Annotated in this window: 9 protein-coding genes; all 9 read right to left on the bottom strand. The window is 61.6% G+C overall.

Annotated elements, in window-relative coordinates; all coding sequences use genetic code 11:
* Position 1: 1 nt before the first annotated feature.
* Positions 2 to 2,530 carry a pesticin C-terminus-like muramidase gene (locus tag ACVDHI_RS05235; RefSeq protein WP_324062614.1) on the bottom strand — a complete coding sequence of 843 codons (2,529 nt, stop codon included), beginning with the start codon at positions 2,528 to 2,530 and terminating at the stop codon, positions 2 to 4.
* Between the two features lie 38 nt (positions 2,531 to 2,568).
* Positions 2,569 to 4,617, bottom strand: a complete 2,049-nt coding sequence (gene tssI, locus ACVDHI_RS05230) for a type VI secretion system tip protein TssI/VgrG (protein ID WP_447211805.1) — start codon at positions 4,615 to 4,617, stop codon at positions 2,569 to 2,571.
* Positions 4,618 to 4,627: 10 nt separating this feature from the next.
* Positions 4,628 to 4,915, bottom strand: coding sequence for a type VI secretion system PAAR protein (locus tag ACVDHI_RS05225; protein ID WP_017411057.1), 288 nt, complete (start codon positions 4,913 to 4,915; stop codon positions 4,628 to 4,630).
* A 257-nt stretch (positions 4,916 to 5,172) separates the two neighbouring features.
* On the bottom strand, positions 5,173 to 6,603 hold the full coding sequence (locus ACVDHI_RS05220; protein ID WP_447211804.1) for a VasL domain-containing protein: 1,431 nt from the start codon (positions 6,601 to 6,603) through the stop codon (positions 5,173 to 5,175).
* Positions 6,604 to 6,649: 46 nt separating this feature from the next.
* On the bottom strand, positions 6,650 to 10,135 hold the full coding sequence (gene tssM, locus ACVDHI_RS05215) for a type VI secretion system membrane subunit TssM (RefSeq protein WP_447211803.1): 3,486 nt from the start codon (positions 10,133 to 10,135) through the stop codon (positions 6,650 to 6,652).
* A gap of 41 nt (positions 10,136 to 10,176) precedes the next feature.
* A complete protein-coding gene (gene tssA / locus ACVDHI_RS05210; RefSeq protein WP_447211802.1) occupies positions 10,177 to 11,622 on the bottom strand; it encodes a type VI secretion system protein TssA in 1,446 nt (481 codons plus the stop codon).
* Positions 11,623 to 11,630: 8 nt separating this feature from the next.
* Entirely contained in the window at positions 11,631 to 12,236 is a 606-nt protein-coding gene (vasI, locus tag ACVDHI_RS05205; protein WP_139724146.1) for a type VI secretion system-associated protein VasI, read from the bottom strand.
* Entirely contained in the window at positions 12,236 to 13,774 is a 1,539-nt protein-coding gene (gene vasH / locus ACVDHI_RS05200) for a sigma-54-dependent transcriptional regulator VasH (RefSeq protein ID WP_447211801.1), read from the bottom strand. The genes vasI and vasH overlap by 1 nt, the downstream gene beginning before the upstream one ends.
* A 2-nt stretch (positions 13,775 to 13,776) precedes the next feature.
* Positions 13,777 to 16,419: a type VI secretion system ATPase TssH gene (gene tssH / locus ACVDHI_RS05195; RefSeq protein ID WP_447211800.1), complete on the bottom strand. Its 2,643-nt coding sequence runs from the start codon at positions 16,417 to 16,419 to the stop codon at positions 13,777 to 13,779.
* Positions 16,420 to 16,424 lie beyond the last annotated feature (5 nt).

Here is a 16,424-nt window from a genome sequence, read left to right as displayed (position 1 = left end):
GTTATTCTCCAGTTAGATATTTAGCTCTTTTACGCCCTGGTTCATATTGGCTCAAGGTGGGGTTATTTTTGATGTAATCGGCGTATTTTTGTCTATCATTTAACATTCCATAGATCATGGGCTTGGGGCCTTTCGTAAAACCCTGATAAACTAAATCAACAATAACATCTTTAACCTTATCGTCTAAGATTTCCCAATTGATTTTATCAGATATAGATACACTTGGGATATTAGCATCGTTAATACTTTGAGCTGTAGTCCAGCGCTCATAGTTTGATTTTGCCCTGAGAACATAATCAGGGTATATTTTTTCAAATAAACGATGTTGTGACTTCCTAGTTATTAAGGTCGAGTTTTTATTTGCCAAAACAAAATTAGATGCAGCCCCCCCTTTTATTCCCGCACCATCGGATATTAATGAGGCGATATTATCAGGAACCCCTGAGCCAAATAAATCACGGTATACTTCTTCTTTTGAGCGACTTCCAATATCATATCCACGACCGATGGTTACACCAGACTCACTATTACCTGGCCAATGGATTCTTCTTGAGAAGAAAGTACTATTTTCAACATCATTTCCTTCTGCGTCAAATGTAAGCTGCCCCTTGGTAACTATGAGCCATTTTTCATCCATTTCATCATCAGAGACAGGATCAGCCACCAGCCCCATCATTCCAGCCGGATGAATAAACCAAGGTTTGGTATCACCCACTACTTCAGCAGCCTGCTCTATCCAGGCCATGTCATTGGTCACTTCCAGTACATATTTATACAGATTGGGCATGTTTTTTAGCTCTTGCTTGAGCCTTGGCCACGTATCGCGCTTTCCCCATTCACTTTCGTGCTTGATAAACAGCTTTCGCACTTTTTCTGCGACCATTTTTTCGGCCATCGCAGCCTTGATTTCATCGGAACTGATACTGCCATCACCATCCCGATCTGTCACTAGCTCTTCGTAAAGGGTACTGAAAAAGTCTCCCCCCTCCTTGCCATCAGTGTCAGCCTTGTCAAGGAATCCGTCGGGATCAGAGCCGCCATCAACCAATGTCACACCCAGTCTGGCCCACTCATGTTGACTCACCAATCGGGTATCACCACTGATAAGGACATGCTGATCTTCGGCCACCTTCACAAATTTGTCGGCACCATGGGTCACGATATCCTGAGTATTTATCGGCTTGGGAGCCTCCTGCGGGCCAAAGGCTCCCACCTTGCTGTAACCGAATTTATTATTCTCCTTGGTCAACTTATAAGTATCTGCCTGCCCTCCCTCTTTGAGCAGCAAATACTCTTGTCCCTTGACCAACTTCCCTTCATTGCTGATGCATTTACCAAGAGCCTCCTTGTCACTCTCTGCGACAAATATTTCCATATGTATGGCTTTACGATCTTCATTAAGCACAAAGCCATTGGCCGTCGGTTTCGGTGTCTCATGCTCCCCCCAATGCCCGACCACCTCACCACCCTTGACTGGAATGGGATTGGTATGTCGTAGCTCCACTTTGTCGTAAACAAGGGGGGTATGCCAAACGGCATCGCTGGGTTGACCCAACATCTCTTTGGCAATCCAATAACGATCACCCTTAGAGGCATTGGGCACAACATTTCCCTTATCATCGGTCAGCTTGCCTTGAGAAATATTCCAGACTTCAACCTCGAGATACTCCTTCATATTGGAAAATACGACAGGCTGAGCAGTGGTTCGTGCGACTTTACTCGTTTTTGGCAATCCCGCAGCCACAGCTTCACCCTGATCTTTGCTTTTACGCAGATAGCTGTTGCGGCTTATCGGATAGAGAGAAGGAATATCTTGCTTCGCCATCATCCAATCGGGCTCAACCTTGCGCTCTTCCTTGATAAATTGTGATGCTACATAAAACTCTGACGGATCACCGCCCTTTGGGGCCGCATAACTGACTAGCTGATAAGAGTAAGGTTCATTTCTCAGATTCCTTCGTTCCGAGGGAGCTCCAATCAAGGTAACCTCAGCCCCCTTGCGAGCCGTACCCAGCTTGTCCTCTTTCTGAAACTGCAGACTTGCAGTGGCCTTGTATATAGCGACACCGCTCCCTGTCAGCACATGCCGTTCAGGCTCACCCTGATAAGCGTTTTTACAGGCTATATGCATATAGAGGCAGTAGAAGGTAAGGGTATTGCGCTTTGGCTGCTGCTGTCCGGAAACTTCTTCTGTAGCCTCATAGCGATGCCGGATCAGGCAAAATGAAGGGGAGGTATGCAGAGTAATTGGCTCACCTGGCTTTCCCTCTTCAGGCTCCAACGTTACGGAAACGGGATCGGACGCGATGCGGTAGGCCACTATCTCTCCATCGGCAATAGCTCGTAAGGCGCCCCCTGGATCCCAACCCCCCTTGTCGCTTAAATGAATGCCGCCATGCCAAATACGGTTGCCACCTAGCAGGAAAGTGCCGCCCGGCTCACCATTGAGCATGCCGATGAACTCTTCAAGTGAGGCAACCTCTTTGGGCGCGTCACCGCCGCCCACTTGCATTGGATATAAGATTTTCATCTTCTTCTTTTCACTCGTAATCGTACAAGCTATGGCCCTTAGCGGGATGGCACAAAGAAGGTCTGTGCAGGCCCTTGCTCCTTGAGCAGCGCCTCCATCGCCTTCTCGGTGGCAATCGCCTTGACCAGTTCAACCAGTTCAGGGGCTTTCACCACCTCAACCCCCTTGGGCACTACGGGGGCCTTGCCAGCCCAGCCAGAGCCTGAGCCTGCGCTGCCGCCGGCATTGAGTTTGATGGCGGGGCCCACCAGCTTGATGCCACTCGGGTCCACTTTCACAAAGCTGCCGCCTCCCTTGAGGGTGATTTCAGAACCCGCTTCCAGCACCAGCTTGTCGCCCACCTTGATATGCACTTCCTGCCCGGCTTCCACCAGCAGGGACTGCCCCAGCTTCTGATGCAGGCTGGCATCCACCGTCAGCGAGTAGTCGGCTTTTATCTGGTCGCGCTTCTCGCCCTCTACCGTCAGGTGGTCGTTGGCCTTGATGCGCGTCACCCGCTCATTGTCGATATCGGTATGCTGGTCGTGCTTGATGTGCCAGGCGGCATCATTTTCGATAAGCACGTTCAGGTCTTTCTGACCGTGGATGTAAATCTCTTCCTGCCCCGCCTGGTCTTCAAAACGCAGCTCGTTGAAGCCCTCACCCTGGTGGGTCTCGGTGCGCAGCACAGTGCGGGTCTTGTTGGTCGGCAACTCGTAGGGGGGCCGGTTGGTGGCGTGGTAAGTGCGGCCGGTCACGATGGGCTGGTCGGGGTCCCCCTCCAGGAAACTCACAATGACCTCGTGACCGATACGGGGTATCGCCATCATGCCGTACTGACCGCCGGCCCAGCCTTGGGAGACTCGCACCCAGCAGGAACTCTGGTCGTTGGAGCTGCCATATCTGTCCCACGGGAATTGCAGCTTCACCCTGCCGTGCTCGTCGCAGTAAATCTCCTCCCCCTCGGGACCCACCACCATGGCGATTTGCGGGCCGTCCACCATCGGCTTGTGAGGGGCCTCCGGGCTGCCGATGCGTGCCCGCCAGGTGGTGCTGGCTTTCACCACGCCAAATTCGTTGTGGTAGACGGTGGGGCCGCTGTCCCCCTCCTCTTCCAGCGCCTGCGGCTGCAAGCCGATGTGCTGAATGCGCACGATTTGCCAGTCGGTATTGAGGCTGCCGTTGGGGTGTTCGGTGAGCGAGAAGCTCTGCCCCGGCAGCAGGGCCGCGCAGTTGGACTTAGCCTGGCCCGCCACAGCGTCATTGCGCAGGGCATCGAGCCGGTGCTGGGCAAAGGCCTTGCCGCTCTGGTCCGCTTTGTAGCGGCCCGGATAGTCGAAGTGCTGGTAGGTATCCCGTTGATGCGCAAGCTCCGTCCCCACTTTCTTGTGGGAGAGGCCATAGGCCGGCGTCTTGAAGCTGTAGTCTTTGAGCTCCACATCGCTCGAACGCACTGCCTCCCGATAGTGGAACTGACGGACGTAGGGCCCCTGTTCCAGGGAGCGGTTGCCGAGGTTGAAGAAGAGCTCGGGGCCTTGAGTCAATGCCGCCGCGTCGTCAGCAAACACGATTCGGTGCTTGCCCTGCTCGAATTCGTGGAAGTAGAACATCCCCTCTTCAGCGGCGAGGCGGTTCACGAAATCGAGGTCACTCTCCCGATACTGAACACAGTATTCCCGCTTGGTGTGCTCATTCTTGAGCGCAAAGGCATAGTCGGTGATGCCATGCTCTTGCAAAAGAATACTGAGGATTTCATCGGGCTTTTGCGCCTGGAAGATGCGGGAATTCTGGCGAAGTGACAGCCGCCACAGGGCCGGCTGCACCATGAACTGATAGCGGGTGCGGCGAAAACCGCTGTCACCCTGCGCGAAGTCACTGACCACCCCGCACACCCGACGCTGCAGCTCGCCGTTGTACCACACCAGCAGCTCGCACGGCTGGTCCAACACGGCGCCAAAGTCGATGTCGGGCTGGGCACTTGCCAGCTCAAGCCGCAGGTTGAACGGCCGGTTCAGCGCCTCATCCAGTGCAAACTCGGCCACCACGAAGGTACTCTCGGACAGAGCCCCCACCTTGACGGTAAATTGTAATCCTGTGCTGTCTGCCATGAAGCGCTCCTTAACCTGCCTGTCCGCTGCCTGAGCCAATCACCACGCCGCCGCAGCCGACGGCAGTGCCGGTCACGGCGATGGGCTTGCCGTTGACCAGCACAGAGCCGACGCCGCCCGAGATGCTGCGCGGATGGGGTGGATTGTTGGGTTTGTCGTGGGGGGCCAGCGGATCACCCTGGCGGGCCACCGGCTTGCCATCGAGGAACACATCTGGGCTGGCGGCAATCACGGGGGATGGGTGGAAACCATCGTGGTCGGTGCCGATGTCACCGAGCAATGCAATAGAAGGGCACATCTGGATTCTCCGTGGGGCAACCATGGTGCAAGCGCAGCCTGGTGCAGAGACAGTTGAAGCGGCGACCCAGCAGCCTCCATGCCATGGCAAAGTCGCCCACAATCACATTAAAAATCAGTCAATTACGATTCAAGCTCGCGGCATCAGACCAATCTGCTGCAATCTATTGCGCAAGACAGGGCAAGTTTCCCGGCAAACCTTGCCTTGCCAGTCAAACTCACCACACCTTGCGCAATTTTTTGCTCAGGGCGGCATTTTCAGCTACCAGAAACGCCCTGTTGCAGCTGATAGAGGCGGATGTTGAGCGCTTTCAGATCATTTTCCAGGCTCTTGAGCTCGGCGGCCGTGATGGGCTCCTGGGAGGCTTTTCTCGCCTCCAGTTCACCGAGGCGCAGACTGAACGGGATGTTCTGCATCAGGTTCTTCTGCACTTCGTAGAGCTGGGATTTGAGGTAGGAGATGGTCACCGTCTTGCGCTGGCGCTCCAACTCCAGCAGCTGATCGAGCAGGGCATCCACCCCGGCGCGGGCATCCAGGTAGGTGGGCACGCTGATGACATCCCCCTGCTGACCGCCAAGCTGCACCTGCCACTGCTTGTCCAGCGCCTTGACCGCCAGCGAGTCGGGATAGAGCATCGAGAGCGAGTTGCGCAGCCCCTCGCCGTAGCGATACCAGTAGAGCGGCGACGTCTGCTCGAGCCGGGTCAACTGGTTCTGGTAACGGGCCACCAGATCGCTCTCCATGTTCTGCAGAGTCTGCTCCCCCAGCACGATGCGGGCCTGGCGAATGTCGTCGTAGCTGAGGGCTCGGGGCAGCTCGGCGGCCGGCTGCACCAGACGCTGGGCCGCCACGGTTTTCTCCTGCTGATGTTGCTGCCAGCCCAGCCACCCCATCACCGGCAGGGCGCAGCTGAGCAGGCCGCAGCCAAACCAGAACCAGGCGGGACGCTGCCGGCGGTGCTGCTCAATCTTCAGCACGGTGGGCTTGACCTGCCCCTTCTCGCGCCCCACCAGAATGCTGCCCTGGGGCAGGTGCGGGGTCGATGCCGAAACCGTGCCGCCGTGATCACTCTCCATGTCGGACTTGAAGAACACCATGGGCGGGATCTGCAGATCCTCCTTGAGGCCTGGCTCGTCGGAGACGATGACGATCTCGGTCTCATCGAACAGGTGGGTATATCCCTCGATGAAGTGCACCAGATTCTCGACCCGGGGAATGCGGCTCAGATCCGCGTTGTGCAGCTTCTCGCTGATGAGTTGCAGCGCCCGCTCGCAGCGATAGATCAGCCGCTTGTCCTCGTGGCTGATCTGGTACTGGCGAATGACGTCGCTGATGCGGGCGATGAACCAGTCGAGCATCTCGATGCGGGCCCGCTCCTGATGAACCGGCGGCCAGAAGCTCTCCCACTGGGTGACGATGAGGTTGGCGAGAAACTCGCACCCTTCGGTAAAACCGCTCAGCCCCTGCAGGCGCGAACGGGCCAGGGTGAAGTAGATGGCGGTCTGCAGATCCACCCCGTGTTTTTCGAAGATAAGGCTGGCAAGCTGATGGATCCGCTGCCAGTCCACCTCGGGGCGCGAAGCGTGGCTGAGCTTGTTGATCTCGGCCCGCAGCGCCTCGTACTCCGGCAACATCCTGGGGTCGCGCCCCACTTTCAGGGCCTGCTGACCTTGTTGATTCTGTGACATATGGACTTCCAACGCAGGAAGGGGGCACAACGTGCCCCCGACGCGATCAATAGAGGGATTCGGGCAGTCTGAACTGGCTGAACAGGCCGCCGGTGAAGGGGTTTTGCGCGCTGTCGGTGTAGACGCGATAGGTCATGGCCCCCTGATCCACCGGGAAGCGCACATCGAAGGTGGCGTCATTGACCTGGGTCAGCTCCCCCTTGTCCATCAGGCGGAACATGGCCCAGGGGCCGACGAAGCCTTCGCTGCGCGGTGAGCGCTCGCGGGCGGCCGGCACCAGGGTGATCTTGCTCTCGGCCCCGTCGCGCATGGTGTTGGGCCATACCAGCGGGATCTTGGTACGGCGGCCATGGGCGTATTCCAGCAACTGGCCGTCCAGGTTCAGCACGCTGCGCCGCTTGTTGGCAGTGAGCTCGATGGGCTCGAGGGCGAACTGCACCTCCAGGTTGCCCTGCTGACTGAAGAAGATCTGACGGATGCGAGCCGCACGGTCCAGCTGTTTGACCAGCTCGGCCTGGATGGGGGAGCTGAACTCCCCTTCCATCAGGCCGCTCTCCACCATAGGCTTGAGGTTGACCTGATAGAAGCTGTCCAGCGTCCCGTTAGGTGCGAAGAAGCGCTCCATCTCCGAGAGGGGCACATCCTTGTTCGAGCTCGGATCAAACGGATAACGACCGGCCAGCTGGCTGTTGAAGGGGGCCAGCACCTTGTCCTGCCACTCCTGATTGAGGGAGGACATGGCCAGGTCGATTACCAGCCGCGAGCTCTGCTCGGAGAGCTGACCCACCCAGCGATCGAGCGGAGCCGGCAGACTGCGGGCATATTGCTGCAGGGCGAACACCGGATCGGCGTACTTGTTGGTCATGCGCAGCTGCACCGCTTTCAAGGCGGACTGGCCCGGCTCGGTGGCGTTGACGATGAGCTCCAGGTAGTGCTGCAGCTCCACCAGCTTCTGGTTGACCTCCTGAATGAGCGGCCCCTGCTCGCCACGTCCAGCCAATACTCCATTAGTGGCCATAAAGGGACGACCGATGCGGGCACTGATGGCCTGGGCCGGATCCCCTTCCACATCGGAGATCTTGCGAATGCGGGTGTTGTCATCCAGCGAGGCCAGCACCCGCTGGAACGGCTGATCGTTGCCGGTGATGGCAGCGAGCACGTCCAGCGCCTGCTCCGGGCTCTCCAGGGTCTGCACGTCCAGATTGGTCAGCAGTTTTTGCCACTGGTTGACGTAATCGGTGACGTAGCGGTCGTTGACCTGACGGGTGATCTCCTTGCGATCCGCCTCGCTCAGCTGGCTCAGTTTGCGCTGGCCCAGCACCCAGGCATCCATCGCGGTGAGATCGATGAGCGCCTTGTCTTGTTTCAGGAAGAAGTCGTTGAAACCGGGCCAGGTGAGCAGCCGCGGCACCTGACCGGCGTTGTCGCTGCGCAGGGCAAACACGGTGTCGAAGGTGGGGCCCACCTCGTCACGCACGTTGAGATCCGGCGGCAGCACGTCGTTCGCCTTCACCACCAGATTCTGGTAGACCCGCTGATACATGGGCAGCTTGCCGAGCTCGCGCTGGGCACCGTAAACCGGCTCCTTGAAGGGCACGAAGGCGGTGATGGCGGCCTGATCCCGCTCGGCTCTGGCGCCATACCAGTTGGTGTGATCGAGGGCATAGTCCAGGTGCCCCATCAACTGCTCCTGTACCGCCCCCTGCCCCGGAAAGGCTTTCTGCCAGCGGCTCGCCATGTACTGCGCCACCAGCTCCTTGTTGCGACCGGACGCATCATCCAGCATCCGCATCACCCGCAGGATGGCGAGCTTCTCCTCGCTCCCCGCAGGTGCCTGCTTGAGATCCTCAAGCAACCCCTGCATCTGGGCCGGCAGAAAGCGCAGGCTCAGCAGTTGCAGGTAGGAACCCTCCACATAAGGACCTATTTCGTCCCCCTGATAGAGACCGAGGTCCGCCACCAGCGGCATCCGCTCACGATAGTTGCCAAAGGAGAGGGTCGCCTCGCGAATGAGGTTGAGGCGCGGCAGCTGGCTCACACCGAAGGCGTGGGCATCGGCCACCTCATTGGTCTCCATGAAGGCCTGGGCCTTGGTCAGTACGTTGCGACCCGCCTCCTCGTTGACCCGATAGAAGTAGTGCCAGCCACCGATGAGGGCGGCCGAGAAGAGCGACAGACAGCTGAGGCCGATGGCCATGCGGCGCCGGCGATAGAGGGTGTGCAGCCGGTTCTCCCCGGCCAGATGGGCCTCCGGGAAGATGATGGAGGAGAAAAGCTGGCGCACGAAATAGGTGTTGGACTCCCCGCGCAGGGCCGAGTGGATGGGCTCTGGCAGGTTGTAGCGGCGGGAGGCCGCCTGGGCAAACGCATCGAACGGCACCCCCTGCTGATAGACGGAGCTGACATAGACCCCGCGTACCAGCAGCGGCTTGCTCTCCTCGATGGCCAGGGTCTCGGCCAGCAGGCTGGTCACGTAATCCTTGAGGCCCGCCAGCTGGCGCACGAACGAGAACAGCGCGTTGCGCTGGGCGGCATCGAGCCGGCTCAGCATCAGTTCGGGCAGATTCTGGTTGAGGTTGTCCACCCACTGATCCCAGAACAGGGCCAGATCCTGCTGCCAGTCGGCGCCAGGCTTGAAGGTCACCCCCAGCACGGCCTCGCGGGCCTCCTTGTCGAGCTGCTGGTAGATCACCTCAAAGCCGCGCAGCAGATCGAGCTTGGTAAAGGTGACATAGAGCGGCAACCGGGTATTCATGGTGGCCGACACCTCCTGCAGGCGCGAGCGCATCAGCTGGGCATAGGCCTTGCGCTCGGCCACGCTGGCGTGGGAGAGCCAGGCCAGATCCACGGTCAGCACCAGGCCGTTGAGGGGCTGACGACGACGGTGTTCATTGAGCCAGCCAAGCAGATGCAGCCAGAGCCGCTCATGCTTGCGGGCCTGCGGATCCAGTTCGGCTTCGCTCTGGGAGAGCAGCACACCGGCGGGATCCAGCATCACGGCCTGTTCCCCCAACCAGCAATCCACCAGCTGATCCTGCGCCACGTCGCGCAGCTCGGTGTCGAGTCTCGGGTTGAGCTTGTTGGCCGGGTTGGCGCGGTGAATGAGGCTGCTCTTGCCGCTGCCGGGCAGGCCCAGCACCAGATACCAGGGCATGGCGTAGAGCGCCCCCTTACCCAGATGAGTATTCAACGCCTGCAGCCAGCGATCGAGGAACAGCGCCTGCCTGTCGATGAGCCCCTTGACCGGATCCTGCTCCAGCACCACCTCGCGCTGGCGCTCGGCTTTGAGCTGCTGCATCTTGCGCCACACCCGCCAGGAGACCACTCCCAGCAGCAACCAGAGCCAGAGCAGGGTGAACACCACCCGCCCCCACAGCGGCTCGAACGGCTTGGTGCCGCGCACCTCGAGACGAGGGCCCAGCCACCACACCAGGATGAGGGCGAGCACCCAGAGCACAGCACCGAGCAGGGGCCAGGAGGGTTTCAATTTCGGCAGCTGTTGCCGCAGAAAAGTAAAAATGGTTTTGAACATAAAATGTGATCCAACTCCGACTCAATGACTCATTTCGGCACTCATTTCGACAACGGCGCCGCCAGGCTCTCCAGGCGGTTGACCAGCCCGGGCTCCCAGTGCGACAACCCGAGGCGACTGGCCTCTTGCCACAAGTGTTGATAGTGCTGGCGCGCAAGCGCCTCCATGCCTTCCTGCGCCAACAGCTCCGCCTGCACCAGCAAGGCGTGGAAGCGATCTCTTGGCTCTTTCAACTGCGCAATCCGCTCATCGAGCAGGGCAAGCGCCGCCGCGATCCCCTGCTCGCCGTGGCGCTGGGCGACCTCCTCGGCCAGCCCCGCCTCGCCACTGCCCGCACTGCCGCCCTTGGCCGGTTGCAGCCAGCAGCCGCACTCGGGGGAGAGAAACGGCGAGCCGTCGCTAAAAGCAAGCTCCCGCAGGGCCGGCAGGCGCTGCAGAAAAGTCCCGAGCTCCTCGGCGATCGCCTGGGCCACTGCCCCAAAGCCGAGCTTCTGGGCCACCTCGGCCGAGAGCCTGTGTCCCTCAAACCAGTAAGGTGCCAGGGTCAGGCTCTGCTCGATGCGCTGCCAGAGCCCCTGATCAGGAGCGTTCATGGCGGCGCGGTACTCGTCCACCATGTCCGCCGACATGGGTGCCAGCGGGGTTTTATTGCCCGCCCCGCTCATGGGGACCGCCGTGATCCCGGCCCAGACGGCATGACGGCGCAGCCGATAGCCAACCGCAGCATCAGGCTGGCGTTCGATCAGGAGCTCAGCCACCTTGAGCTGGGTCTGGCGCCAGGCGCGATCGTTGGAACTGTCGACGTCGATGCCAGCACTGCCGCCACCACCGCTGAGCACCATGGCGCCGGTACCGCTGGCGGTCGACGCCGCCAAGGCCGGGGAGCCCGCTGCCGCCGCGCCGCTGCTCTGGGGCTGCCCAGCAGCATCAGCCTGCGCCTGTGCCACCTGCTGGCGCTGGGCCCGTTTCAACCCCATCACCAACGGGTCGAGCAGCTCTCCCTTGTCGGGACACTGCGCCAGCCAGACCCGCTCCAGTTGCTCGGCCTGGGCCAGCAACTGGGCCAGCTCGGCCGCCGAAGCGCTCTCGCAAATGCGCGGCAGGGCCCCTTCGAAGCGCTTGACGATCTGCACCATCAACCGCTGTTTCTGGCTGGCATTGCCGGGCCAGGCCAGCAGCCAGTAAGCCTGGATCCAGGCCTCCAGCAGGCTGATCGCCGCCCCCAACGGGGTCGCCTTGGCCGGATGCTGCAGGCAGCGCAGCAGCTGGGCCAGCACCCGCATGTCCTTGGTGCGGCTCTCCAGCAAGCCGAGGCAGGCCTCGGCCACCGCATTGAGATCGACCTGGCTGTGAGCGAGGGAGCCCAGCTTGACCAGCTCGGTCTCCACGTAGTCCCAGCGCGGCTCGTCGGCCAGCACGGCGCTCTTTATCTGTTCATCCGGCAGACTGGTGAGCAGGCGTGCACACCAGGGGTGTTGATAGCTCATCTTCCCCCCTACCAGCGGCACTGCTGACGCAGCGGTGCCAGCGCCTCTTTCAGGCCGCTCAAATCGACCCGCAAGAGGGCACCGTTGTCGGCCCGCACCTGCAGCTCCCGATGGCCCAGCCAGCGCTTGAGCTCTTCGATGGCGGGCAGACCGCGGCCATATTCCAGCAACAGACCCTGATCCCGAATAAACCAGCTCTGGGAGCCGGCACTCGGCTGACCATCCAGCTCGACCTGCACCTTCTCGCCGCTCCAGGGCTGATCCAGCCGCAGCCGGATATGGGTGATGCTGTCGACGCAGCCGATGGAGAGCGTCGCGCCGCGCAGCGCCGGACGGGTCAGGGTTTCACTGCCACGCGTTTCATCGCTTTGCAGGAGGAAGGGGGCGCTCGCTGGCGTGCGGGCCTGCTCCTGAGCCCAGATGGCCTGCCAGGCCGCCGATTTGGGGGAGTCCCCTTCGGTGGCACTGGCCGCGCCATTGCCGATGGCGTCGTAGCAGGCGAGTCGCACCAGCGGCGAGGGCTCCTGCCGGCAGGCCTGCCAGCGCGCCATGTCCAGCGGAGCCTCGGCCGCACTGGTGGCCAGCAGCAGAGGCAATAGGGCGATGACGCTCATCAGTTCACCTCCAGTTTCTGGCACTTGTGATCCAGGGTGCGTTTGGGAATGTTGAGGCTCTCGGCCACCAGCATCCGGTTGCCGTGGAAGTGGCGCAGGCGCGCCTCGATGACGGAGGCCTCGTACTGCTGCATGGCCCGGCGCAGATCGCGGATGTGGTTGTAGTCGTCCATGTAGCCGGGCAACTCGACGCAGACCCGCTCGCGCAGCTCTGGCGGCAACGCCTCAAGCCCCACTTCCTCCCCGTGACGGGTATGGGCACAGGCCACCTCCAGCAGGTTGCGCAGCTCGCGCACGTTGCCGGGGAAGTCATAGGTCTGCAGCTGTTTCAAGAACTTGCGCTGCAAGCCGGCAAGCGTCTTGCCATCCTGGGCGGCAAACTGGGCCATGAAGTGCTGGCAGAGCAGCTGCACATCCTCGATATGCTCGCGCAGGGGGGCGATCAGCAGCAGGCACTGACAGAGACGGTGGTAGAGGTCGGCCCGAAACCGCCCCTCCTCCACATGACGGGTGAGCGGCTGGTGGGTGGCGGCGATGAGGCGAAAATCGGAGTGATACTCCTGCTCGGCCCCGAGCGGCCGGTAACTGCGGGTTTCCAGCACCCGCAGCAGCTTGGCCTGCATGGCGGCGGGCATGTCGCCCACCTCGTCCAGAAACAGGGTACCGCCGTTGGCCTGGGCCACCAGCCCGGTCTTGTTGGCTAGGGCGCCAGAGAAGGCCCCCTTCTGGTAACCGAACAGCTCGCTCTCAATGAGGTTCTCCGGGATGGCGGCGCAGTTGATGGCGACAAAGGGCTTGTTGGCGCGATCAGAGCACTGGTGCACCAGCCGTGCCACCACCTCCTTGCCGCTGCCAGTCTCACCCTGGATCAGCACGGTCAGCTTGTGCTGGCCAGCTTGATTGATCTGCTCGCGCAGCCCGCGGATCACCGCCGACTGGCCGACCAGCTGATCGCCGAGCAGCTTCTCGTGCTGGCGCAGCCGCTCCCCCTCGCCCTTCATCTGGCGCAGGGAGTCACGCAGTACCCCCTGATCCCGCCGACTGCGACCAAGATCGCGAATGAGGGTGAGCTGGTTGCAAAAGACCTGGGAGAGCTGGGCCAGCTCGGGGCCGTCGGCCCAGGCCCGCAGCACCTCCCCCTCATCCATCAGGGCCAGCACGGCAAACGGCTTGCCGTTGCCATCCAGCAGCGGATACGCGTGCAGCCCGCACTGCTGACCAAGGTTGGCCAGCAGTGCGCGAAAACCGGCGTGCTCGATGCGGGCACCGCCGTAGAGGGAGTCCCAAGTGCGGGACTGGGCCTTGTGCAGCACATAGGCAAGGGGGTGGGAAAAATCGTCCACCGCCAGCCCCAGCGCCACCTCCTTCCCCCTGACCCAGCCTTTGCACTCCAGCTGGCGGCCGCTCACATCCAGCATGCCGAGCAGCAGCCCCTTGGGCTGGAAGCTGGCATGAACGGTCGAGCTCCACCAGTGGCACAGGTGCGGCTCATCGCGCTGGGCGGTGAGGGCCAGGGCAAATGCGAGGGCTTGCTCCATACTCAAGCCCCCACCTCGGCCACGAACTGGTGATCGGCCACGGAAAAGTGGACGCGCTTGATGGGGTCACCGGCCGAGAGGCGCTGCAGCAGTTGCAGGGAGACCGGCGGCAGCAGGGCGCCGTCGATGACGGATTCGAGCATGCGGGCGCCGTTCTCGCTGCGATTGGCCCGCAGCAGGATCTCCTCGGCCACCTCGTCGTCCAGCACCACCTCGGCGCCAAAGCGCTCCTTGAGCAGCTTGACCAGCCGGTTGAGCTTGCCGCCCACGATCTGCACCAGGGTGTCGTGACCGAGCGGCAGATAGGGGATCACCTCCATGCGCGCCAGCAGGGCCGGCTTGAAGAAGGCGGCGAGCTCCGGATAGAGGGCATCCAGCAGCACGTCGGGCTGCTCGGCATGGTCGACGATGGTCTGGAAACCGAGGTTGGAGGTGAGGAAGAAGACCACGTTCTTGCAGTCGATGATGCGCCCTTCCCCATCCGCCAGCTCGCCCTTGTCGAACGCCTGATAGAAGAGGTTAAGCACATCCGGGTGCGCTTTTTCCACTTCATCCAGCAGCACCACAGAGTAGGGCTTCTGCCGAATCGCCTCGGTCAGCACGCCCCCCTCGCCGAAACCGACGTAGCCGGGCGGCGAGCCGATGAGGCGGGAGACGGTGTGCTTCTCCTGATACTCGGACATGTTGATGGTGGTCAGGTACTGGCGACCACCGAACATCAGCTCGGCAATCTGCAGCACGGTTTCGGTCTTGCCGACCCCGCTCGGCCCCACCAGCAGGAAGGCCCCCAGCGGACGGCCGGGACGACGCAGGTCGGCACGTGCGGTCAGCAGGTTCTTGTGCAGGTGGGCCACCGCCACATCCTGCCCCTTGATGAGCTCGCCAAGGTACTCCGGCAGACGGGTCACCACATCGAGCTCCCCTTGGGAGATGCGATTGAGGGGCACGCCGGTCCACTCGGCGATGACGGCGGCGATCTGGGTCTTGTCGACGTGGGCGGAGACTAGCACTTCCCCCTGCTGCAGCTCGGCCAGCTCGCGCTCGAGGGTGGCCAGCTGCTCGGCAGCGGCCTGCGGATCGAGCGGCGCATCGGCCAGATCCAGCGCCTCTCTGGCCAGCATCTCATCCTGCTGATCGGCCAGCAGGGCTGCGCGCAGCTCGACAATCTGGTGCACCAGCCCCTGCTGTTGTTGCCACCGGGCCTCCTGCTCGGCCAGCTCTTCACGGCAAGCTTGCTGGGCCGCCTGCAACTCGGCCAGGCGCTCTGCGTTGTCACCAAGACCTATCAGGCTCTGGCGCTCCAGCTGGCGGATCTCCAGCTCGCGCTGGCGCAGCGCATTTTGCAGGTGGCTGACCGCGCGCGGCGGCGTGGTGAGGTTGATAGCCACCCGGGCACAGGCGGTATCGAGCACGTCAATCGCCTTGTCCGGCAGCTGACGGCCGGAGATGTAACGGGCGGAGAGCTGGGCGGCAGCCTGCAGCGCCTCCTCATCGATCAGCACCCCGTGGGCCTTCTCGTAGATGCTGCGCAGGCCGCGCAGGATCACGGTGGCCTCGTCGGCATCGGGTTCACCGACCTTCACCAGCTGGAAGCGGCGCGACAGGGCCGCGTCTTTTTCCACGTATTTCTTGTACTCGCCCCAGGTGGTGGCGGCGATGGTGCGCAGCTCGCCCCGGGCCAGCGCCGGCTTGATGAGGTTGGAGACATCCAGCCCGCCGGCCTGGTTGCCGGCCCCGATCAGGGTGTGCGCCTCGTCGATGAACAGGATGACAGGTTGCACGGCGTCCTTGACCTCCTGCATCACCCCCTTGAAGCGCTTCTCGAACTCCCCCTTGACCGAGGCGCCGGCCTGCATGGCGCCAAGATCCAGGGTCATCAGCTCGACCCCGCGCAGCTTTTCGGGCACCTGGCCCGCCACCATGCGCAGAGCCAGCCCCTCGATCAGGGCGCTCTTGCCGACACCGGCTTCCCCCACGACTATGGGGTTGTTCTTGCGACGACGGGAGAGGATGTCGATCATCAGGTCGATTTCGTGATCCCGACAGAGCACGGGATCCAGGCTGCCCTGGCGGGCCTGTTCGGTCACATTGACGGTAAAGCGGGCCAGCAGGCTGGCATCGGCCGGCAGCGCGGCCTGGGCCGTCTTGCCGCCGGGGGTAGTGGTGACTTGTGTCTCGGCAGACTCCTTGACCCACTCGTCGAACTGCTGGCGCAGCAGCTCGCGATTGACCTTGGCAAGCAGGCGGGTCACCGAGCCCGGCAGGTAGCGCTGGGGGGTCATCAGCAGCACCAGCAGCATGACGCCGCTGCGCAGCTGGGCATGTTGCAGCTCGGCAGAGGCGAGCAGCCAGCTGTCTTGCAGCCACTCCACCAGCATGGGCGAGAAGGAGGGGTAACCCTGGCCATAGCCGTTGTCGGCAGCGGACGGTTGCAGCAGGGTCTTGAGCTCTTCCACCTCCACTTCGGCCACCTTCAGGATCTGGCGCACGTCGCTCAGCGGGGTCTCCAGCATCTTGAGCAGCAGGTGCTCGATGCGGATCTCGGCTCCCTGGTGATTGACACAGAGGGCTGCAGCCTCCTCCAGCATGTGACGGCAGATAGGATTGAGTCTTTCCACCAGTACCGGTAGCTCTATACGAATCAAGGCGT

It is taken from the genome of Aeromonas sp. 25-248, from assembly GCF_053005425.1.
This window is presented reverse-complemented; position numbering and strand designations above follow the sequence as displayed.